Source organism: Pseudomonas sp. VI4.1, from assembly GCF_002029345.1.
Taxonomy (GTDB): Bacteria; Pseudomonadota; Gammaproteobacteria; order Pseudomonadales; family Pseudomonadaceae; genus Aquipseudomonas.
Map to the genome: position 1 here is coordinate 186,228 of NZ_MULM01000183.1, position 21,472 is coordinate 207,699.

At 62.2% G+C, this 21,472-nt stretch carries 16 protein-coding genes and 2 pseudogenes; 12 read left to right on the forward strand and 6 right to left on the reverse strand.

Translation table 11 applies throughout. From position 1 onward, the window contains the following. Positions 1 to 77 precede the first annotated feature (77 nt). The 9 genes from BZ163_RS31800 to BZ163_RS34985 all read left to right on the forward strand — a co-directional run bounded on the left by BZ163_RS31800 (position 78) and on the right by BZ163_RS34985 (position 8,124). Positions 78 to 1,226, forward strand: a complete 1,149-nt coding sequence (locus BZ163_RS31800) for an acyl-CoA dehydrogenase family protein (protein ID WP_128874235.1) — start codon at positions 78 to 80, stop codon at positions 1,224 to 1,226. Next, a complete protein-coding gene (locus BZ163_RS31805; RefSeq protein ID WP_128874236.1) occupies positions 1,226 to 2,299 on the forward strand; it encodes an acyl-CoA dehydrogenase family protein in 1,074 nt (357 codons plus the stop codon). Before BZ163_RS31800 ends, BZ163_RS31805 begins: the two co-directional genes overlap by 1 nt. Then, positions 2,296 to 3,096: a crotonase/enoyl-CoA hydratase family protein gene (locus BZ163_RS31810; protein ID WP_128874237.1), complete on the forward strand. Its 801-nt coding sequence runs from the start codon at positions 2,296 to 2,298 to the stop codon at positions 3,094 to 3,096. Before BZ163_RS31805 ends, BZ163_RS31810 begins: the two co-directional genes overlap by 4 nt. Before the next feature lie 42 nt (positions 3,097 to 3,138). Continuing rightward, the gene (locus tag BZ163_RS31815) at positions 3,139 to 4,263 is read left to right on the forward strand and encodes an acyl-CoA dehydrogenase family protein (RefSeq protein ID WP_128874238.1); all 1,125 of its coding nucleotides are present in this window, start codon (positions 3,139 to 3,141) and stop codon (positions 4,261 to 4,263) included. 24 nt (positions 4,264 to 4,287) lie between these two features. Continuing rightward, complete coding sequence (locus BZ163_RS31820; protein WP_128874239.1) at positions 4,288 to 4,839, forward strand: glutathione peroxidase; 552 nt, start codon at positions 4,288 to 4,290, stop codon at positions 4,837 to 4,839. Between the two features lie 4 nt (positions 4,840 to 4,843). After that, positions 4,844 to 5,728 (forward strand): pantoate--beta-alanine ligase, encoded by an 885-nt coding sequence (gene panC, locus BZ163_RS31825; RefSeq protein WP_128874240.1) that lies wholly within the window; start codon positions 4,844 to 4,846, stop codon positions 5,726 to 5,728. Then, positions 5,725 to 6,582: a cache domain-containing protein gene (locus BZ163_RS31830; protein WP_128874241.1), complete on the forward strand. Its 858-nt coding sequence runs from the start codon at positions 5,725 to 5,727 to the stop codon at positions 6,580 to 6,582. Before panC ends, BZ163_RS31830 begins: the two co-directional genes overlap by 4 nt. 6 nt (positions 6,583 to 6,588) lie before the next feature. Beyond that, on the forward strand, positions 6,589 to 7,794 hold the full coding sequence (locus BZ163_RS31835) for an MFS transporter (RefSeq protein ID WP_128874242.1): 1,206 nt from the start codon (positions 6,589 to 6,591) through the stop codon (positions 7,792 to 7,794). A 189-nt stretch (positions 7,795 to 7,983) separates the two neighbouring features. Further along, positions 7,984 to 8,124 (forward strand): hypothetical protein, encoded by a 141-nt coding sequence (locus BZ163_RS34985; RefSeq protein WP_168187426.1) that lies wholly within the window; start codon positions 7,984 to 7,986, stop codon positions 8,122 to 8,124. A gap of 50 nt (positions 8,125 to 8,174) precedes the next feature. Here the strand turns inward: BZ163_RS34985 and BZ163_RS31845 are convergent. From BZ163_RS31845 to prpR, 6 genes and pseudogenes are all read right to left on the reverse strand, one after another. Next, a pseudogene (locus tag BZ163_RS31845) lies at positions 8,175 to 8,950 on the reverse strand (SDR family NAD(P)-dependent oxidoreductase). Beyond that, a complete protein-coding gene (locus BZ163_RS31850) occupies positions 8,950 to 10,134 on the reverse strand; it encodes an acetyl-CoA C-acyltransferase (protein ID WP_128874244.1) in 1,185 nt (394 codons plus the stop codon). Before BZ163_RS31850 ends, BZ163_RS31845 begins: the two are co-directional and overlap by 1 nt. A gap of 74 nt (positions 10,135 to 10,208) precedes the next feature. Continuing rightward, positions 10,209 to 12,320, reverse strand: coding sequence for a 3-hydroxyacyl-CoA dehydrogenase NAD-binding domain-containing protein (locus BZ163_RS31855; protein ID WP_128874245.1), 2,112 nt, complete (start codon positions 12,318 to 12,320; stop codon positions 10,209 to 10,211). Between the two features lie 43 nt (positions 12,321 to 12,363). Beyond that, positions 12,364 to 14,175: an acyl-CoA dehydrogenase gene (locus tag BZ163_RS31860; protein WP_128874246.1), complete on the reverse strand. Its 1,812-nt coding sequence runs from the start codon at positions 14,173 to 14,175 to the stop codon at positions 12,364 to 12,366. 155 nt (positions 14,176 to 14,330) lie between these two features. Next, a complete protein-coding gene (locus BZ163_RS31865; protein WP_178110523.1) occupies positions 14,331 to 17,006 on the reverse strand; it encodes a LuxR C-terminal-related transcriptional regulator in 2,676 nt (891 codons plus the stop codon). 122 nt (positions 17,007 to 17,128) lie between these two features. Beyond that, positions 17,129 to 19,080 (reverse strand): annotated as a pseudogene (gene prpR / locus BZ163_RS31870) (propionate catabolism operon regulatory protein PrpR). Between the two features lie 243 nt (positions 19,081 to 19,323). Here prpR and BZ163_RS31875 point away from each other — a divergent pair. From BZ163_RS31875 to BZ163_RS31885, 3 genes are read left to right on the forward strand one after another with little or no spacing between them, the layout of a single operon-like run. Beyond that, positions 19,324 to 20,382 (forward strand): phosphotransferase family protein, encoded by a 1,059-nt coding sequence (locus tag BZ163_RS31875; protein ID WP_128874247.1) that lies wholly within the window; start codon positions 19,324 to 19,326, stop codon positions 20,380 to 20,382. Further along, a complete protein-coding gene (locus tag BZ163_RS31880; protein WP_128874248.1) occupies positions 20,379 to 20,744 on the forward strand; it encodes a DUF6285 domain-containing protein in 366 nt (121 codons plus the stop codon). The genes BZ163_RS31875 and BZ163_RS31880 overlap by 4 nt, the downstream gene beginning before the upstream one ends. Further along, positions 20,741 to 21,454: a histidine phosphatase family protein gene (locus BZ163_RS31885; protein ID WP_128874249.1), complete on the forward strand. Its 714-nt coding sequence runs from the start codon at positions 20,741 to 20,743 to the stop codon at positions 21,452 to 21,454. Before BZ163_RS31880 ends, BZ163_RS31885 begins: the two co-directional genes overlap by 4 nt. The last annotated feature ends 18 nt before the right edge of the window (positions 21,455 to 21,472 follow it).

Here is a 21,472-nt window from a genome sequence, read left to right on the forward strand (position 1 = left end):
CGGCTGTGGAGCGGTTGCCGTTCTGTGGTCGCTTCGTTCGAAGCGATTGCGCCTGTGTTCAGCGTTAGAGAGCGCATATGGCCATCAGTCAATTTTCCTACAGCAATATTCCCCCCGAGGCTGAAGCGCTTCGTACGCAAGTGCGGGCGTTCATTCACGAAACGCTGGCCGATTACCCACCGACCTTGAGTGCCCAGTCCTGGATGGGTTTCGACGCTGAGTTCAGTAAAAAACTTGGCGCCAAGGGTTGGGTCGGCATGGCCTTGCCCAAGGCCTACGGCGGTGCGGCGGCGGGCCCCTTTGCCCGCTACGTAATTATTGAAGAATTGCTGGCTGCCGGTGCGCCGGTATCGGCTCACTGGATCGCCGACCGGCAAAGCGGGCCGCTGATCAATCGCTTCGGTACCGAGCAACAAAAACAGCATTACTTGCCCGCCATTTGCCGGGGTGAAAGTTACTTCTGCATCGGCATGAGCGAGCCCAATTCCGGCTCGGACCTGGCTTCGATCAAAAGCACCGCGGTCCGTGAGGGCGATAGCTGGCGGGTCAATGGCCAGAAGGTCTGGACCACTAACGCCCACCATTCGCACTACATGATTGCCCTGGTGCGTACCGGTGAAAAACAGGCAGCCAGGCATGAAGGCATGTCGCAATTCATCGTCGACCTGAGCCTGCCCGGCATTACCATCCGACCGATTCGCGACCTGGCCGGTGGCGAACACTTCAACGAAGTGTTTTTCGACAATGTGCGGCTGCCCGCCGACGCCTTGATCGGTACTGAAGGCAAAGGATGGGACCAGGTAACCGCCGAGCTGGCCTTCGAACGCAGCGGCCCTGAGCGGTTCCTCAGTTGCATGGCCTTGTTGAAAACGCTGATTGACGCGGTGGGCAAGACACCCGATGCGTTACAGGCACGGGAGATCGGGCGCCTTTCGGCCAAGCTGCTGACACTGCGCAACATGTCGTTGTCGGTCACGGCGCAGCTGGCAGCGGGGGAGCATCCGGCCTGGGCGGCCTCCTGCGTGAAGGACCTCGGCAATGCCTTCGAGCAGGAAATTCCCGAGGTCGCCCAGCTATTGCTGGAAACCGAACCACGGCAAGACGGCGGCAGCGAACATGCACGCGTGCTGGCCTACCTGACTCAGATGGCGCCCTCATTCTCACTGCGCGGGGGCACTCGTGAAATTCTGCGCGGCATCATTGCCCGCGGCCTGGGGTTGCGATAATGCGCGAGCTATTTGAAACGACGATTGAACGCCTGTTTGCCGATTTGGCGACGCCGGCGTATGTGATGGGTTGTGAGGGCGGCGAATGGCCGGCCGAGCTATGGGCCGCGCTGGACGAGTCGGGCTTTACCCTGGCGGGCGTGTCCGAAGCGCTGGGAGGCGCTGAAGCCAGTTGGGCCGATATGTATGTGCTGGTGCGTGCCGCCGGGCGCTTTTCAGTGCCCGCGCCATTGGGTGAGGCCCTGCTCGCCAACTGGCTACTGAGCAAGGCCGGCCTGGAGGGGAGGGCAGGCGCCCTGAGCATGGCGGCCAGCGCCGATCTGATCATCGATGGCGAGCGCGTTCATGGCACTGCCTATTCGGTTCCCTGGGGGCGAAATATCGAAGCGGTGGTGGCGATTGCCAATAGCGCAACCGGTGTCCCGCATGTGGTGTTGCTACCACGCAGCGCCGCCAGCGAACTCACCCTGAGCCTTAATGTGGCAGGTGAACCACGGGATGACCTGGGGTTCACCAGCGCCCAGGTACTGGCGCACGGGCCGCTGCCCAGGGGGCTCGACGCCAATGTCCTGGAGCTGGGCGGCGCGATGCTGCGCGCGGCGCAGATTGCCGGGGCATTGCACGCGCTATTGGACATGACCGCCAACTACGCCGGTGAGCGCAAGCAGTTCGGCAAGGCCATCGGTTCGTTCCAGGCCATTCAACAGCAACTGGCGGTATTTGCCGAACAGGCCGCCGCCGCCGGCATTGCCGCCGAGGCCGCCTTTACGGAGTCCCGTTGCGGACTCGCCGCGCTGACCATCGCCGCGTCAAAAATCAGTACGGCAGAGGCTGCCAGCGTTGGCGCCGGCATTGCCCATTCGGTCCATGGCGCCATTGGTTTTACCGAGGAATACCCACTGCATCTGCTCACCCGTCGGTTGTGGGCGTGGCGCAGCGAGTTCGGTTCGGCCAGCCTTTGGAGTCAACGTCTGGGCGTGCGGGTTTGCCAAGGGGGCGGCGAGGGGTTCTGGCCGTTGCTGACCGGTCATGGCCAACAATCATTAACCCGACTTGCGAGTAATCCGGCATGAGCCCCTTTCTTCAGATTGAGCGCGAGGGCGCAATCGTCACTGTGCGCATGAACCATCCCGATACCCGCAATGCCTTGACTACGCACGAGCAGATTCAGGAGTTTGTCGACCTCTGCGCCGAACTGCGCCGCGACCATTCGGTGCGGGTCATGGTGCTCACAGGTAACGGCAGCGCCTTCTGTGCCGGCGGCAACGTCAAGGACATGCGCGAACGCGGCGGCATCTTCGCCGGCTCGCCCTATGAACTGCGCAACACTTACCGCGATGGCATTCAGCGCATTCCCTTGGCGATCTACGAGCTGGATATTCCGGTGATCGCCGCGGTAAACGGCCCGGCGATGGGGGCGGGTCTCGATCTGGCGTGCATGTGCGACATCCGGCTGGCGGCGCCCAAGGCAATCTTCGCCGAGAGTTTCGTGCGCCTGGGCATTGTTCCGGGAGACGGTGGCGCCTGGCTGCTGCCACGCATCATCGGCGTCCCGAAAGCCAGTCTGATGGCGTTTACCGGTGACGCTATCGATGCCGCAAAAGCGCTGGAATGGGGCCTGGTGGAGCAAGTCTGCACCCACGAAACGCTCCAGGCGGAAGCGCAGGCATTGGCACGGCGGATCGCCAGCAATCCGGGCCACGCGTTGCGCCTGTGCAAGCGCCTGCTGCGCGAAGGCCAACATATGCGACTCGACTCGCTGCTGGAGTTGTCTGCGGCGTATCAGGCGCTGGCGCATCACACCGAAGACCATCAGGAGGCGGTGGCGGCTTTCGTCGACAAGCGCGATCCCGATTACCAGGACCGCTGATCACCCATTGCCCACAACAAGAATCGATCTGGAGTAAGCACCATGCGTGGCGTATTTCGAGAAGACCACAACATGTTCCGTGATCAGGCCCGCCGTTTCGTCGACCGCGAAATCGTGCCCTACCTGCATGAGTGGGAAAAGAACGGCATTGTTCCCAAGGAAGTCTGGCTCAAGGCCGGAGAGAACGGACTGTTATGCTCCACGGTGCCCGAAGAATACGGTGGCCCGGGAGGCGACTTCGGTCACTCGGCGGTCATGATCGAAGAACTGGCACGAGCCAACGCCACCGCCGTGGGTTTCACCACTCACTCGGAAATCGTCACCCCTTACATCGTTGCCTATGGCAGCGAAGTGCAGAAGCAGCAATGGCTGCCGCGTATGGTCAGCGGCGAATTGATTGGCGTGATCGCCATGAGCGAGCCGGGCATCGGCAGCGACCTGCGAGCCATGCGTACTTCGGCGCGGCGTGACGGTGACGACTACATCGTCAACGGCCAGAAGACCTTCATCACCAACGGCGGTAATGCCGGCCTGGTGGTCACCGCCACCAAGATGGACCCTGCGGCCAAGGAACTGACGCTGATCTGCGTCGAAGAAGGCCGGGCCGGCTTCGCCAAGGGACGTCTGCTGGAAAAGATCGGCCTGAAAGGGCAAGACACCGCCGAACTGTTTTTTGATGAAGTCCGGGTGCCCGTCGGCAATCGATTGGGCGAGGAGGGCATGGGGTTCAAATACCTGACTCACCAACTGGCCTGGGAACGCTTGATCATCGCGATCCGCGCCGCTCAATCGATCGATACGCTGCTGGAAGAAACCATTGGCTACACCCGCGAGCGCAAGGTCTTTGGCAAGCCGGTGCTCGACTTCCAGAACACCCGCTTCAAACTGGCTGAAGCCAAGGCCCAGGCTACCATGTTGCGGGTGTTCGTCGACGACTGCCTGGCCAAGGTGATGCGAGGTGAATTAACGCCAGAAATCGCGGCAATGGCCAAACTGCTGGGCTCGGAAATGCAGGGCAAGTTGCTCGACGAGTTCCTGCAACTGCATGGCGGCTACGGCTTCATGAGCGAATACAAAATCAGCCGCGCCTGGGTAGACGCCCGAGTGGCGCGCATCTATGGCGGCACCTCGGAAATCATGAAAGAAATCATCGGCCGTACCCTTTGAAGCACCCTTGCATGAGGCAAACAGATGAGTAATTCCCTTTACGACATTTCGCTGAAGCAGATCGATGGCAGCGTCAGCAGCCTTGGCGCCTATCGAGGCAAAGTCCTGCTGGTGGTCAACGTCGCTTCAAAGTGTGGCCTGACCCCGCAATACGAGGGCCTGGAAAAACTGTATCAGGACAAAAAAGCCCAGGGCCTGGAAATACTGGGTTTTCCCGCCAACAACTTCAAGGAGCAAGAGCCGGGTAGCGACGGGGAAATCGTCGAGTTCTGTTCAGTGAACTATGACATTCACTTCCCGTTGTTCTCGAAAATCTCGGTGGTCGGCGCGGACCAGCATCCTCTGTACACCGAGCTGACTGCCGCACAGCGCGAGTCCACGGGTGAAGGTCCTTTTCGGGAGCGCCTGAAGGGGTATGGCATCACGTCCGACAACACAACGGACGTGCTCTGGAACTTCGAAAAGTTTCTGATCGATCGCCAGGGCACAGTCGTTGCTCGCTTCGCTCCGGATGTGGCGGCGGATGATCCTCGTTTGCTCGAGGCCATCGAAGCTCAATTGGCCCAAGAGGCGTGAAGCGGTGCTGACAGTCGATACGGTTAGCGCGCTGCGTGCACTCGTGGCCCATGCTCGCGCTGAAAACAGGAAAATCGCCCTGGTGCCGACGATGGGCAACTTGCATGACGGTCATATCGCGCTGATCCGTTACGCAAGGCAGCGCGCTGACTTTTTGGTGGCCAGCATCTTCGTCAATCCACTGCAGTTCGGGGCGAATGAGGATCTGGCCAACTATCCTCGCACGCCCGACGCCGACCGGGAGAAGTTGGTCAACGCCGGCTGTGATGTGCTGTTTGCCCCCGCTGTCGAGCAGATCTATCCGGATGGAATGCGCAACCAGGCCATCGTCAGTGTGCCGAACGTGTCTGAAGGTCTGTGCGGTGCGGCACGTCCTGGTCACTTTGATGGCATGGCCACTGTCGTCGTCAAGCTGCTGAACATCGTCCAGCCAGACGTGGCGGTTTTCGGGGAGAAGGACTATCAGCAGCTGGCGGTCGTCCGCTCGATGGTCAGGGATCTCAATATGGTGACTGACGTGGTCGGTGCACCGACGATCCGGGCCGCGGATGGCTTGGCATTATCGTCCCGCAACGGTTATCTGAGTGAGCATGAACGTTCGGTCGCCCCCGTCCTTTACGCTTGCCTGAAGCAAATGGCGGCGAGTATCGAGAGGGAGCAGCAGGTGACTGAGCACCAGTTGATTGAGTGTCATCAGCGCATAAGCGACGCCGGTTTTCAGCTGGAATACTTTGAAGTCAGGAATGCCCGGGATTTAAAGCCTCTGACCAGCAGCGATACGCACCTGGTGATCCTGGTGGCGGCGCGCATCGGCAAAACGCGGCTCATTGACAATCTGACGGTGGACCTTCGGCCATCAAAAGAATCACCACAGGAACAACGCCCATGAGCCTTTATCGAGCTTTGACTGTTCTTGGCCTGAGCCTTGTCTCCCTTGTCGGCATGGCTCAACAAGCGTCAGTGGATGCCTATGATACCGACACCCAACGTGCCAACGCCTTGCTGGTAAAAGCTGTTGCCGAATATAAAGCCAAGGGCGACACCGCCCTGGCCGAGTTCAGTCGACAGGGAGCCTATGTCGATGATGAGCTGTACATCTACGTGGTCGATACCTCCGGTGTGATGCTTGCCAGCGGTGGGCCTTCGGTTTCGCTGGTCGGAAAACCGGTGATCAGCGTCCTGGACGACGACCTCAAGGCGGCATTCGAGCAAGCCATTGCACAGCCGGACGACGGCGTTGTGCGTAGCGCCGAATACCGCTGGTGGAACTGGCAACACGGCAAGGTCGAACGTAAACGCGTGTTCTATCAACGTGTGAAAGATCGGGTGATCTCCGTGGGTTACTACATGCCGCGGTCCAGTCCCGAACAGGCACAACAGCTGCTGCGCGAGATCTCGGGGCAAGTTGCCAGTGACGCGAAAACCACCCTCGGGCGCATTAATCAGCACGATAAACAGCTCACCCAGGATGATCTCTACGCCTTTGTGGTGGACCTGAAAACCCGGCGGTTCGTCGCTCACGGCTTTTCGCCGCGGCTGATCGGCACCGACTTCAAGTCATTGCGCTCAACCGACGGCAAGCCCATCGGCGAGGACATACTCAAGCAGATGAGCGCCCATGAAGCAGGGGAAATTACCTATCAATGGCGCAATCCCATGACCGGGCAGAACGAATACAAGAGGACTTTCCTGCAGCGGGTGAACGGGTACGTGGTCGCTGTGGGCTGCTATGCAATCAAGTGATCGATGATGCGCGATATCGGTGTCTTGAGCCGTGACAACGACAAGGCAACCCGCAGCCATGGGTTGATCCTGTCGATCATTGGCTTCAACTTTATCTCGTACGTCTGCAGTGGCTTGCCGCTTGCGGTGTTGCCGGGTTACGTCCTCAATGACCTGGGCTTGACCTCGATTTTCGCCGGTGTGGTGATCAGCTCGCAGTACCTGGCGACACTCCTGGCCCGCCCTTTGGCCGGTGGCGTGGCCGATCGCCTGGGTGCCAAATACGCGGTGGTGTGTGGGCTCAGTGGCTTGATGTTGAGCGGCACCCTGACGGCGCTCGCCATCATCCTGCCCACCCAACCCTGGTTGACCTTGACGCTGTTACTGTTGGGAAGGCTGGTGCTGGGGGCGTCCACGGCCATGATCTCCACCCCCTGCTGCACCTGGGCCATCGGGTTATGTGGTGCACCTCGGGCAGCGCAGGTCATGTCCTGGAACGGAATAGCGGCTTACGGCGGCACGGCGGTCGGCGCGCCGCTGGGTGTGCTGCTGCTTGATTCATTGGGTATCGCCAGTGTGGGGCTGTGCACCGTATTGCTTGGCTTGGTGTTCCTGCTCTTGGCTCTGGGCAAGCGCCCAGCCCCATTGGTTGCCGGCACCCGCCTGGCATTTTATCGAGTCCTGTTCGCGGTCATGCCCAATGGCCTGGTGCTGGTTTGCAGCTCGGTGGGGTTTGGCGGGCTGACGGCGTTCGTCGCACTCTATTTTGATAGTCTCGGCTGGGACAACGCCGCTTATTGCTTGAGTGCATTCGGCGCAGGTTTTATCGTTGCCCGATTGTCATCGCCGGGAATACTGCAGCGATTCAGAGGGTACCAGGTGGTGGGTGGCTGCCTGCTTGTACAGACCTTGGGCATGCTGCTGATATGGCTTGCGCCGTCTCCTGCACTGGCCATTGCCGGCGGGGCATTGACCGGGATAGGGGTGTCATGGGTCTATCCGGGGCTTGGGGTGGAGACATTGGCCAGCACTCCGGCCGCGAACCGGAACTCGGCGCTCAGTGCCCTTTCATTATTTTTCGATATTGCAGTGGGAATGGCCGGTCCGGTGATGGGCCTGCTTGCCTCAGGTTTTGGCTTTGCTGCGATATTTCTCGGGGCTGCACTGATGTCGGCAGGCGGGTTTCTAGTAGTGCTCTGCTTATGTTGGCGCAAAGGCCGTATACGCGATTAGCGTTGTTAGTTCAGGTCTGGATTGGGTTTGGTGTATTGCGCCAATGAATCATTGAGTGACCTCATGGTCATAGCACTGACTTTTTCCATCAGGACTTTTCAATGAAGCGCGCAGTAATGATTTTCCTAGCTGTATCAGGCTCTATCCTGCTGGTCGGCTGCGGGCATCACCGTGACGGTGGAGACAGGCATGATCGGGGCCACCACGATCGTGGCTACGAACGTGGTCATGATGATCGCGGGAATGGTCGATACGATCGTCGTGATGATTATCAGCGGCATGATCGGGATCGGGATCGGGATCGGGATCGTAGAGACGACTGACCCCTGACAACGACGCCCCGTAGCGGGGCGTCTGTAGCGCAATACCCGGTCAACCGATTACAGCGGGTTGACCAGATGCCCGCCATCCACGGTCAACACTGCACCCGTCATGAAAGCGCCGGCGTCGCTGGCCAGCAGCAGAAATGGCCCTTCCAGTTCCCGCAGCTCACCCAGGCGGCGCAGGGGTACGCTGTCGCGGATGTAAGCCTGGCCCTTGTCGCTGTCAAAGTAGTCGTCGTTCATTTCGGTCTTGAAGTAGCCCGGTGCGATGGCGTTGACGCGAATCTGATAGCGCGCCAGTTCCAGGGCCAGTGACTTGCTCAGCTGGACCACGCCGGCCTTGGCAGTGCAGTAGTGGCTATGGCCGGTGCCGACCCGCAAGCCCAGGATCGAGGCAATGTTGACGATGCTGCCGGGCTTCCCGGCCTTGGCCAGGCGTTGCGCAGCGACCTGGGCGACACGCCAGACCCCGTCGAGGTTGGTCGAGAGCATCTGCCGCCAGTCTTCCTCGCTGACGCTCGCACCTGTTGCGCGTTACCGATGCCGGCGTTGTTGAGCAGCACGTCGACCACGCCGAATGCCGCCTCGGCAGCATCGAAGGCGGCCTCGACGCTGGCCCGATCGGTGACATCGAGTGTCACGGCCAGGGCCTGGCCGCCTTCGCGCTGAATGTCTTCAGCCACGTTGCCCAGACGTTCCAGGCGCCGGGCCGCCAGCACCACTCGGGCGCCAGCCTGCGCCGCCACTCGAGCCAGGTGCGCGCCGATGCCACTGGAGGCGCCGGTGACCAGTACGGTTTTGCCAGCCAGGGAAAAGCTGTTGAAAATGTCCATCACAGCACCTCGAACAGGCCGGCCGCACCCATGCCGCCACCGACGCACATGGTCACCACCACATATTTCACACCGCGCCGTTTACCTTCCAGCAGGGCATGGCCGACCATCCGTGCGCCGCTCATGCCGTAAGGGTGGCCGATGGCGATCGCACCGCCGTTGACGTTCAGTTTGTCCGGATCGATGCCCAGGGTGTCACGGCAGTACAGGACCTGGCAGGCGAAGGCCTCGTTAAGTTCCCACAGGCCGATATCGTCAACGCGCAGGCCCTGTTGCTTGAGCAGCTTGGGCACCGCCAGCACCGGGCCGATGCCCATTTCTTCCGGGGCCAGGCCGGCCACGGCAATCCCGCGATACAGGCCCAGCGGCTTGAGGTTGCGCTGCTCGGCGAGGCGCGCATCCATCAGCACGCAGGCGCTGGCGCCGTCCGACAGTTGGCTGGCGTTGCCGGCAGTGATGCAGCCGCCGTCGATCACCGGCTTGAGTTTGCTCAGGTCGCCCAGCACGGTCTGCGGGCGATTGCCTTCGTCTTGGTGCAAGGTGACCTGCTCGTGACTGACGGCGCCGGTAGCCTTGTCGACCACTTGCTTGGTGGTGGTGACCGACACCATCTCGTGGCTGAACAACCCGGCCTGTTGGGCCGCGGCGGTGCGCAGTTGTGACTGCAGGGCATAGGCATCCTGGGCTTCGCGGCTGATGCCGTAGTGCTGGGCGACCCATTCGGCGGTCTGCAGCATCGGCATATAGGCATGCACGGCGTTGCGGACGACCTGCGCATCCTGCTCGGCCATGGCCCATTCCATATGGTGATTCTGCACCAGGCTGATGTGTTCCTGGCCGGCGCCCAGGGTGACCTGCATGCCGTCGACCATGATTTGCTTGGCGGCGGTGGCGATAGCCATCAGGCCCGAGGCGCACTGCCGGTCCAGGGTCTGGCCGCTCACGCTGGTGGGCAGGCCGGCCGCCAATGCGGCCATGCGGCCCAGGTTCCAGCCGGCGGTCCCGGCCGGCATGGCGGTGCCCATCACCAGGTCCTCGATTTCGTCGGCTTCGATACCGGCGCGCTCGACGGCTGCGCGAATGGCGTAGCTGGCCATGCTCGGCGATTTCAGGTTGTTGAACGCGCCTCGAAAGGCTTTGGCGATCGGCGTGCGGGCGGTGGAAAGGATGACGGCTTCACGCATTTTCAAATGTCCTGTGCAGGGTGAGGGCGCCATCGGTTGATGGCCGCACAAAAAAGATCAGCGCCGTTCGATGATCAGATTTTCTCGATCCGGGTCTTGCCGGCGGCGACCAGGCGCTCGAGCAGCGGGGCAGGCTGCAGCCACATCCGGCCGTAAGCCCCCAGGCTCTGGCGGTAGTGCTGGATGCGGCTCAGCAGCACATCCAGGCCGAGTGTCTCGGCATAGTGCAGCGGGCCGCCGCGCCAGGCCGGGAAGCCATAGCCGTTGATCCAGACCAGATCGATATCGCTGCTGCGTTGAGCGATGCCTTCGTCCAATAGCTGGATGCCTTCGTTGATCAGCATGAACAGGCACCGATCATGAATTTCCTGGTCGCTGATCGCGCGTCGTTCAATCCCCAGGTCGCCTGCGATGTCCTCGGCAATCGTGACTGTCTCGGGGTCTTCAAGGCGCTCGCGGCCCTGGTAAATGTAGAAGCCCCGCGCCGTTTTCTGTCCGTAACGACCGAGGGCATAGAGTGCGTCGGCGACCTTGCAATAGCCGGGGTCTTGCTCGATCACATCACGGCGTGATTCGCGCACCAGGAAGCCAACGTCGATGCCGGCCAGATCGGACATGCTGAACAGGCCCATGGCCAGTCCGAGGTCGGTCAGTACCTTGTCCACCTGTGCCGGGCTGGCGCCTTCGAGCAACAGGCGATGAGCTTCGCGGGAGTAGGGTTCGAGCATGCGGTTGCCAATGAAACCAAAGCACACACCGGACACCACCGGGATCTTGCCGATGCGCCTGGCGATCTTCAGCGTGGTGGCCAGTGCATCGGCTGCCGTGGCCTGGCCGCGCACCACTTCCAGCAGGCGCATCACGTTGGCCGGACTGAAGAAGTGCAGGCCGACGACATCCTGCGGGCGGCGGGTGACAGCAGCAATGGCATCGACATCCAGGGTCGAGGTGTTGCTGGCGAGGATGGCTCCAGGCTTGCACACCTCATCCAGGGTACGGAACACCTGCTGCTTGACGGCCAGGCTTTCGAATACGGCCTCGATGACCAGGTCGGCATCGGCGATGTCGGCATAGTCGAAGGTGCCGTGAAGCAGCTCCATGCGCTGTTCCAGTTGCTCGGCGGTCAACTTGCCGCGCTTGATACTGATCTGGTAGTTGTTGCGGATCTGTAGCAAGCCACGGTCCAGCGCTTCAGGCTTGAGCTCAAGCAAGGTGACCGCAATACCCGCGTTGGCAAAGCACATGGCAATACCGCCGCCCATGGTGCCAGCGCCAATGACGGCGACTTTGTCGATGGGGCGGATCGGCGTCCGGGCATCCACGCCCGGCAGCTTGCCCACTTCACGCTCGGCGAAAAACACATGCCGCAGGGATGCCGACTGGCTGGACGATTCGACTTGCCGAAACAGTTCGGCCACTTGCGCCAGGCCCTCGGCCAGCGGCAGGGTGCAGGCGGCTTCGAGTGCGGCCAGCACCTGCTGTGGGGCGAGCTGGCCTTTCCAGCGGCGCTCGTTGGCGCTGCGGTATTGAATGAAAAAATTATCCGGCAGGCCGCTGGCCGGATTCGGATAGGCAGGGCAAGGGCGGGCCGGGGCGTGGCTGGCGAGCAGTTCCCTGGCCCATGCGCGAGCCTCGTCCAGCAGGCTCTCGGCGCTGCCGGCCAGGCGTTCGAGCAAGCCTTGCGCCAATGCTTGCCGGGCATCGATCGGTTGGCCGCTGGCGATCATCTCCTGTGCCTGTGCCGCGCCAATCAGGCGGGGCAAGCGCTGGGTGCCGCCGGCGCCAGGGATCAGCCCCAGTTTGACTTCCGGTAGGCCAAAACGGGCATTGGGTTCGCCGATGCGGTAGCCGCAGGCAAGGGCCAGTTCCAGGCCGCCGCCCAGGGCCAGGCCGGAGATCGCGGCAATCAGCGGCTTGTCCAGTTGCTCCAGGCGCTGGAGTATGGCAGGCAGGTGCGGGCTGGCGAACGCCGCCGAATGGCCGAACTCGTTGATGTCGGCACCGGCACTGAAGGGCAAGCCGTGACCGTGCACGATGATGGCGTGCACGGCCGGGTCGGCGGCCGCCTGCTCGAAGGCTTGCAGCAGCTCGGCACGCATGGCCTGGCCGAGTGCATTGACCGGCGCGTGAGACAGGCCGATCAGGGCCACTTGATGGTCGACTTGATAGTGGATCAGGGCACTCATGGAGCGTCTCCTTGCAATCGTTGAAATGCGTGTGGGAATGGCTTCAGAACCAGCGGTCCTGCATGTCGAGGCAGAGGCGATTACCCGCGCTCAACAGCCGCGCACAGGCCTCGAGCGGCGCCAGCTCCCAGTCCATGAAGTAGCGGGCAGCCTGTAATTTGCCCTGATAGAAGTGGGCTTCGCTGTTGTCGGCGCTCAGCCCCGGCTGGTTCAGTGCGCGACTGGCGAGCAGCGCCTGGCGTAGCCATAGCCAGCCCACCAGCACCCGTCCGAACAGGTAAAGGTAGGCGGTGGCATTGGCAAGGCCGGCGGTGGCATCGGCAGCGACCTGGGCCTGCAGGTCAGTAGTGACCCGTTCAAGGATGCCCAGGGCCTCTTGCAGCGCCCCGGCCAGTGGTGCGCAGACGGCATCGTCGCGGGCCTCGACCAGGCTGTTGCGCACGACGGCGAGAAACAGTTGATAGCCCTCGCCCCCCTTTGGACCCAGTTTGCGTCCCAGCAGGTCCAGGCCCTGGATGCCTTCGGTGCCTTCATGAATGGGGTTGAGCCGATTGTCGCGGTAGTACTGCTCCAGTGGGTATTCACGGGTGTAACCCGCGCCCCCCAGGACTTGAATGCCAATGTCGCTGGCAATCACGCCGTAGCGCGACGGCCAGGACTTGACCATGGGGGTGAGTAGATCGAGCAATTCAGCGGCGTCGTGGCGTGCTTGCGGGGTCGCGGCGCTGTGGGCATCTTCAACCAGCGAGCTGGCATACAGGCACAGGGCCAGGCTGCCCTCGGCATAGACCTTTTGTTGCAGCAGCATGCGGCGTACATCGGCGTGCTCGATGATCCGCACCTGCGGTGCCAGCGGATTTTTGCTGTCCGGCAAGCGACCTTGCGGGCGTTCGCGGGCGTAATCCAGTGCATGCAGATAGCTTTGAACGGCCAGGCTGGCCGCGCCCAGGCCGACACCGATGCGCGCCTCGTTCATCATCTGGAACATATAGCCCAGGCCTTTGTGAGCCTCGCCCAGCAGATAGCCGACGGCACCCCCTTGCTCGCCGAAATTGAGCACCGTGGAGGTGGTGTTGCGGTAGCCCATTTTGTGCAGCAGGCCCGCCAGCGCCACGTCGTTGCGCGGGCCGATGCTCTGATCTTCATTGACCAGGAACTTGGGCACCAGGAACAGCGAAATACCCTTGACCCCAGGCGGTGCCCCTTCAATACGGGCCAGCACCAGGTGCACGATATTTTCAGTCAGTTCGTGGTCCCCCCCGGAGATGAACATCTTCTGGCCGAATACCCGGTAACTGCCATCGGCTGCGGGTCGCGCCACGGTGCTCAGGTCACCCAGTGCCGAGCCCTGGCCAGGCTCGGTGAGTGCCATGGTGCCGCTGAAGCGGCCATCGAGCATGGGTGGCAAGAAGCGCTCACGCAGCTCATGACTGGCGAAATTGCTCACCAGGTTGGCCGCGCCAATTGTCAGGAACGAATAGGCGACAGTCGAGATGTTGGCGGCATTGAAATAGGCCATGCATGCCCGTAACAGCACTTCTGGCAACTGCAGGCCGCCATCCGCGAAATCGTGGTGAGCGGCGAGGAAACCCGCCTCGGCAAACGCGTTCCAGGCCACCTTGGTTTCGGCAATCACCTGCACTCGCTGGCCGTCGAAGGTCGGTTCCTGGCTGTCGCCCTTGTGGTTGTGCGGGGCGAAATACTGCGCTGCCACTTGGCGTGCGGTGTTCAGGGTCGCGGCAAACACGTTGCGATCATGATCGGCGTAACGAGGGCGCTGCAACAGCGCCTCGGTGTCGAGCAGTTCGTACAGCAGAAAGCTCAGGTCGCGTTCATTGAGTAACAGGTCAGTCATGGCGGCTCTCGTCGAATGCAGGAAGACGTGCCATGGACGAGGGATCCATCAGGCAGCGCATGGCTCGACTTTTTAGCAGGCGTCGATGTTCCGCGCGTCCTACCTGAGGTGGATTTAGGGGTGGAGCCGCTTTGATGAGGGTGGAGGCGCGAACCTCAGTCGATCAATTTCAAGGTGCGTGCCGCTTGCAAGGCACTGTCGCGGTCGCTGGCATCCAGCTTGCGGAACAGGTTGTTGATATGGGTCTTGACCGTGCTGAGGCTGATATACAGGCCTTCGGCGATCTGCGGGTTGCCCTGGCCCCGGGCCACTCGGCGCAGCACGTCCTGCTCGCGGCGGGTCAAGGGCTCCAGTAACCCGGGCGTTTCAGCGGCCCCGGGGATGGACGGGGGGCGCGGCAGGAAGATCAACTGTTCGCGCGACGGCAGGGGTTGTTGCAGTTCAAGCTGGCGCCGGGTAGCGGGGTTGAGCAGTTGCTTGAACAGCTCGCCAAATGGGCGACCTTCGTGCTGCAGCAATTGACCGAAGCCATGGCGGGCTGCCAATTGCATCGCCTGTTCGAGCACGGCGAGGGTGGCGCTGCGTTCGTCGTGATCTTCATGCAGGGTGGCCTGGAGCAGATACAGGTCAACCTGCAGTTGCTGATTATCCTCCGCCCGCGCTTGCTCCTGCAGGTTGCCGACAATGCTCTGGGCGGCCTGGTGCTGGCCCAGATAACGCTGGACCCAGGCATACGCCAGCCACTCTTCGGGTTGCAGCTCATGGCCATAGCGCCGCTGGCACCAATGCCAGTCCTTGAGCCATTGGGCGATGAAGGCTTGATCGTCCTCGCGCACCGCAAGCCGGGCGCGACAGGCGTTGGCCTGGCGATACAGGGCATACAGTTTGAACTCGCGAGCGAGTCGCCGGACTTCATCCCAGCGCTCGCGGGCCTGGGGCAGGTTGCCTTGCGCCGCCAAGGTGCACGCCTGGTAGTGCAGGACCCATGGCAAGCCCGCGCTATGCGGAAAATGCAAGGCGATGACCTCCGCCTGGTTGAGGCATTGGGTTGCCTGTTCCAGGCGATTTTGTTGCAGCAGGACCAACCCCAGCCCCAGATGCCGGTACAGGTCATAAAAGCTGCGGGGTATGTTCGCGGGCAGCGGCTGGTCGAGCGCGAGGAAGCGCTTGCGGGCCAGTTCGGGCGTACCTTGGGCCAATTCGATCTGGCCGAGCAGCATCTGCACGCTGTTGGTGTAGCCGCTGAGCGCCAGCGTTTGCAGTTCCGTCAAGGCGCGCTGCGCGTCCTGTCGGGCCGCCTGCAATTGTCCCAGGGCAAACAGGCCGCTGGCGCGATTGAACAGCAGCACCGCGGTAGCCGCGTTGGTTTGCGGATACTGCGCCAGCGCCTTGTCGACAATGTCCAGGCCGTGGCTGAAGTTGCCCCCCAGAAAGGCCAGGCGACTGCGCAGGAAAGCCAGGGTCTGATGCACACGCTCCGGGTGCTTTTCAGGGATCACCTGGCGGTGCAACAAACGCTGCAGTTGCGCCATGCAGACGCTCGCACGGCCAATGTCGTTGGTGACGATGAGCGTACTGGCTTCGGTGATTGCCAGGGTGAAATGATCGATCCCGATCTCGCCCGGCACATCGGCGAGGCAGTCGACGATGGACTTGACCCGGCCTTCGCGCAACAGGTCGAAACTGTGGTGCTCGATCACCGCGAGCAGGCGGTTGAACTCTCTGGCGCGCCCTAATTGATAAACCGTTTCGGCATAGCAGCATTGTTCCTGCAGCCAGTCCGCGGCCATCCGGTGCAGGCGCAAAAGTTGTGGCTGATCTCGGCGGCGCAGGCGCTGATACAGGGTGCGCCGCAGCATTGGGTGATAGCTGTAGGGCAAGCGTTCGCCACAGCGTTGCTGGATAAACACGTCCTGGCGCTGCAATTGTTGAATCAACCGAGGTGCGTTGCTCTGCCCACTCAGTTTGACGGCCAGTTCGCCGTCGAAGGTGTTGACGACCGAAGTGCGCTCGAGAAAGGACAGGAGCTCATTGGGCAGGTGCCGCAGCACTTCTTCCTGCAGAAACCGGGCGGTGTAGTCGACACTTGCGAGAGCCGTCACGCCTGTTTCCGCAGACTCGTGGGTGATCGGGTGCGCATGTTGATCATGGTTGCCAAGGCCGAACAGAATGCCGCTGATCCAGCCTTCGCTGGCAGCCAACAGGTGGTAGCCGCTGTCACTGCTCAGCGCCACACCGCGTGCGGTGGCCAGTTCCCGGACCTCCATGCTGTCGAGTACCAGGCTCTGCGCGTCCAGTATCTGCAGCCGATCGTCCCGCCGCAGATGAGTGAGACGCAGGGCCGGCGTACCTTCGCAGGCCGCCATCAGCCGCAGGTGGGGAGGGGCGTGCCGCAGCAATTCGTCCAGGTAGCGGCAAGCCCCTTTGGCCCTTAACAGATGCAAGTCATCGAAGAACAGCGTGAAGCGTTCATGACGCTGTTCCAGGTCCGTGAGGATCGCGGCCCAGAGTGACGGCTCATCATGGGTGCTCAGCGAACGCTCCGGCAAGGGCAGCCGCAGGAGCCTGCTCAGGTGCGCGAGAAAACTCAGCGGCTGGTTGTCGCTGGCATCACAGCGGTACCAGGCCCAGGGTTCGCCCAGGCTGGCGGCATACTGGGCAAGCAGGGTGCTCTTGCCATAACCGAGGGGGGTGGCGATCAGGGTCAGCAGGCAACCTCGTTCGGCGGATGCCTGCAGGCGCTGCAGCAACTGCGGTCGCACAATTGCGCGGGAGGGTAAGGGCGCCGAGCGCAATTTGCTCGGTTGGATCGAGGGTTGGTTCAGCGCCATTGTGTATTTCCCACACTCTGCTATCGGACGACTTTATTGTGCTGTGCCTGCAAATAGCAACCGCCCGGTGAGCGCGCCCTGTGTCGAGCCAGGCTTGCGTCAGCGCAGCAGCGACGCCGTTGCTATTGCAGTCGCCGCCAAAGCGTAGATCGACTGATGCCCAGTCGAGTCGCCGTTTGCGCCAAGTTGCCGTCGCAGGCTTTGAGCATTTGCTGTACGTACTGCTTTTCTTTTTCCTTGGCGACGCTTTTCAAATCGGTGATTGCCGCTGCTGCCGGGTCCGGAGCCTGGGGCAAGGTCTGACGGTTCAGCAACTCGGGGATCACCAGGGCGAGGCCCAGGTCATCGATCGCTGTGCCTTGCAACAGATCCTGGGCCGAGAGGGTGGCGCGTTCGATGATGTTTTCCAGTTCGCGGATGTTGCCGGGCCAGTGATACGTCATGAGGTTGGGCAACAGTGCGTCCAGCAGTCGCGCTTGCAATGGCGAAGGAGGATTGTCACCGTTCAGGCGATGCACAATGTCGCGAGCAATGAGGGCGATGTCTTCACTGCGCTCCCGTAGCGGCACCGTCTGCAGGCGCAGGATGTTCAGGCGATAGTAGAGGTCGCTGCGAAATTCCCCGGCGTCGATGGCTTGAGAGAGGTCCTGATGGGTGGCAGCGATGATGCGGATGTCGATGCTGATCGGTTCTGTCGCGCCAAGGCGCAGGACTTCGCGCTCTTGCAGAACGCGCAGCAGGCGGGTCTGCAGTGAGACCGGCATGTCGCCGATTTCATCGAGGAACAGCGTGCCGCGGTGGGCGGCTTCGAGCAGGCCGGGTTTACCGCCTTTGCGCGAGCCGCTGAAGGCGCCTTCCTGGTAGCCGAACAGTTCGCTTTCCAGCAGCGATTCGGGAAAAGCCGCGCAATTGATCGCGACGAACGGGCCACGCTGGCGGCTGCTGATATTGTGGATGCCTTGCGCCAGCACTCCTTGCCGGTGCCACTTTCGCCAGTGATCAGCACGGTAGAGGCGGTCGCCGCGTAGCGCTCGGCCAGCTTCAGCATCTGTCGGGTGGCCTGGCTATTGCCGCTGATTTGCTCAAGGCGGTATTTGGCCGAGAATCCGCCAGGGCGATGGGTTGAACGAATACGCTGGTCGGCGCGTTGTACCGCCGAGGTGTCCTGGCAAGTCAGCACCAGGCCGGTGCGTTGGCCGTCTTCCAGGATCGGCAGGAGATTGCTGACGACCATGTGCTGGCCCAGGCGGATCACGGTGTTTTCTTCGCCGACGCCGCCGCGCAGCACCTCGTCCAACGCCAGTTCCGGGCAGAGTTCCTGCAGGGGGCGGCCCAGCATCCGGCTTGCCGGCATACCCAATAGCGCTTCCAGCGCAGGGTTCAGCGATTGCACGATGCCCAGGTTGTCCACGGCGGCAACGCCTGTCGGAATGTGCTGCAGCACCCCGTCCAGGTGCCGGCGTTTAGCGATCTCGATGCGCTGGCTGTGCAGGATTCCCAGCGCCTCTTCCAGCGCTTTGCGCACGGTGCCCTGGCTCAAGGAAAGCACCCCGTGCAGGCCGGCCCGTTCCGCCAGTTCGACCACGGTCGATGAGCCAATCACTGTCTGGCAGCCAAGGGTGCGAGCGCGCTCGACCGCCTGCCGGGCTTCTTCGAGCGTGATGTAACACGCCTGGTGGATCTGCACCGTGAACAGCGCCGCCATCGAGTCGAGGTCGGCGTTGATCCGCGCGTAACTGAGGACTGCGATGTGCGGGGAGCGCAGTCGCGCTTGTTCCAGGGCTCGCAGCAGATCGGCGCCCCCCACCCGCATCGACAGGACGGGGCGAGTCAGGTGTCTGCGCAAGTAGGCAGCGGTAGCGCCTGCGCAGACGAACACTTCAACCTCGTTGTTTTTCTCCAGCTCGCGAGCCAGTGGCAGGGCCTCCTCGACGGTGGTGTCCAGCACCCGGATGCTGGTTTCGGCCGAGTACTCAGGCAGCACGCTGTTCACCACCCGAGCCAGATGGCTCAGTTGCAGTGGGTGCTCCAGGTGGCTGATCAGGACGATGATCCGGGGGTGGCGGGGCTGCATGGCCAGTGAGCTCTTTCTGCTGTTTCAAGTAGGTGTCATATATGACTGGAGTTGTTTCCAGATTGCAACGTCGAGGGCTCATGCAACGTCCTGCCAGCAGCGGGCTGGATGGCTGGAGCGCCCGTGTTACCGAGGGTTGAACCCTCTATCGCCACGGGATGAAAAAACTGGCCCGGCAATTGCTCAAGCGAAGCTGCCATCTTTAATTCCTACATAAATCCAACAAGTCAGGTGCGGCGATTCATGAGAGGTCCGAACGAAGCAGCGGTGACAGTGCCGCAGCCCGAAGAACAGCTGAAACAAACCCGGCTTGAAACCTTCCTTTGCGTCCAGGCTGGCGCGCAACGGGTCACCCTTGAACAGCAGCAGCGCCTGTCTGGCGGCGCTATCCAGGAGAACTGGTTGCTGGACGTGAGCGTGGAGGGCGGCCCGTATGCGGGTCGCCAGCGCTGGGTCCTGCGCAGCGACGCACAGTCGGCGGTACAGGAGAGCCTCAGTCGCGCGCAGGAATTCGCGGTGCTGAGCTCGGTCCACCGTGCTGGCGTCAAGGTGCCGCAGCCACTCTGGCTGTGCGAAGACGCCTCGGTGCATGGGCGGGCATTTTTCATCATGGCGTGGGTGTCCGGCATCGCCGCCGGTCACCGGCTCACCAGCCAGTTGGGCGCTGAAGGCGATCCACAGTTGGCGGCTGACCTGGGCGCCAACCTGGCGCGCATCCATCGCATCTTGCCTGCCCAGGCCCGACTGGATTTCCTTGGCGACCCGCAACAGGTATCGGTGCAGGCTTCGATTGACTCTCACCGCGTGGTAATCGACCGCCTTGAGGTGTTTCAGCCCGTGCTGGAGTGGGGGCTGCGCTGGTGTGAAGCAAACGCGCCGAAAACTTCTGCCCCGTGTTTGCTCCATGGTGATTTCCGCACCGGCAACTACCTGGCCGAGTCCAGCACGCTGCAAGCGGTCCTGGACTGGGAGTTCACCGGTTGGGGCGATCCGCGTGAAGACATCGGCTGGTTCACCGCCCGTTGCTGGCGGTTCGCCCGACCTGATCTGGAGGCCGGCGGCATCGGTACGCTGGAACACTTCATGCGCGGTTACAGCGAGGTTTCCCCGCTCAGTCTCGAGCGCGACGAGTTGGTGTTCTGGCAGGTCATGGCCACGTTGCGTTGGGCGGTCATCGCCCTGCAACAAGCCCAGCGGCACTTGTCCGGTGAGGAGCCCTCGCTGGAACTGGCGCTGACGGGAAGGCTGATCCCCGAACTGGAGTTGGACATATTGCGTTTGACTGGAGGGTTGCGCCGATGAACATCCGTCCCGATGCGAGTGAGCTGCTGGCGATTGCCCGCCAGACCCTGCTCAGCGAGTTACTGCCGCAGCTACCGGACAGCTTGCGCTACAAGGCGCTGATGGTCGCCAATGCCATGGCGATTGCCGGGCGCGAGTGCCGTCACGGCGAGTGTGCGGATGCCGTCGAGGCTCAGCTGCTTGCGGCACTGCTGGACGATAGCGAGGCGTCACTGACGGATGCCCGTCAGGCCCTTTGCCAGGCTATCCGCCAGGGTCGTTTCGATGAGCCGGGGCCTGATCAGGATCGCCTGTTCCCGGCGCTCTCGGCGATCACCCGGGCGCGGCTGTCCATCAGCAATCCGAAGGCGCTCGGCCAATGAATACCCAGCCGGTCTATCGTCGTCGTTGCTACCTGGTACGCCATGGTCATGTGGATTATTTTTCGCCCGCCGGCCAGCCGTTGGATCCGCGCAACGTGCCGCTCTCTGCCCTGGGAGAAGATCAGGTACGCCAGCTGGCGCAGGTGCTGGCGTCAGTCAGTTTCGACCGTGCGCTGTGCTCCGATTACCCGCGAGCCCGGCAGACCGCTGAAGTGTTGCTGGGTGATCAGCCGATTGAGCTCCAGGCATGCGCGCAGCTACGGGAAGTGCGTGCCGGCCGCCTGCGCGAGATTGCGCCTGAACAGGTGCAACGGCAGGTCAGCTACGCCTTTGACAGTTTCGCCGAGCCTGACGGCAGATTTATCGGCGGCGAGCGCTGGAGCGATTTCGACAGCCGCATCATGGCCCGCTTCGAGGAGGTCCTGGCCGAGCCCGACTGGCAGAGCCTGCTGCTGGTCAGTCATGACGCCGTCAATCGCCTGCTGCTGGGCTGGGCCCTGGGTGGCGCGCGCGGTTGCGCCGCGGGCCTGGAGCAGGACAACGCCTGTCTGAACATCATCGATATCGACATGCAGGCCGGCCGCATCCTGCGCCGCTACGTCCGTGTCGTGAACCTGACGCCTTACGACCTCCCCAAGGCAGGCCAGCGCCAAACCGTGATGGAGCGCATCCACGCGCAACTCGCGCCTCTTACTGAGCAACGACCCTAGTCGTATAGCACCAAGGAC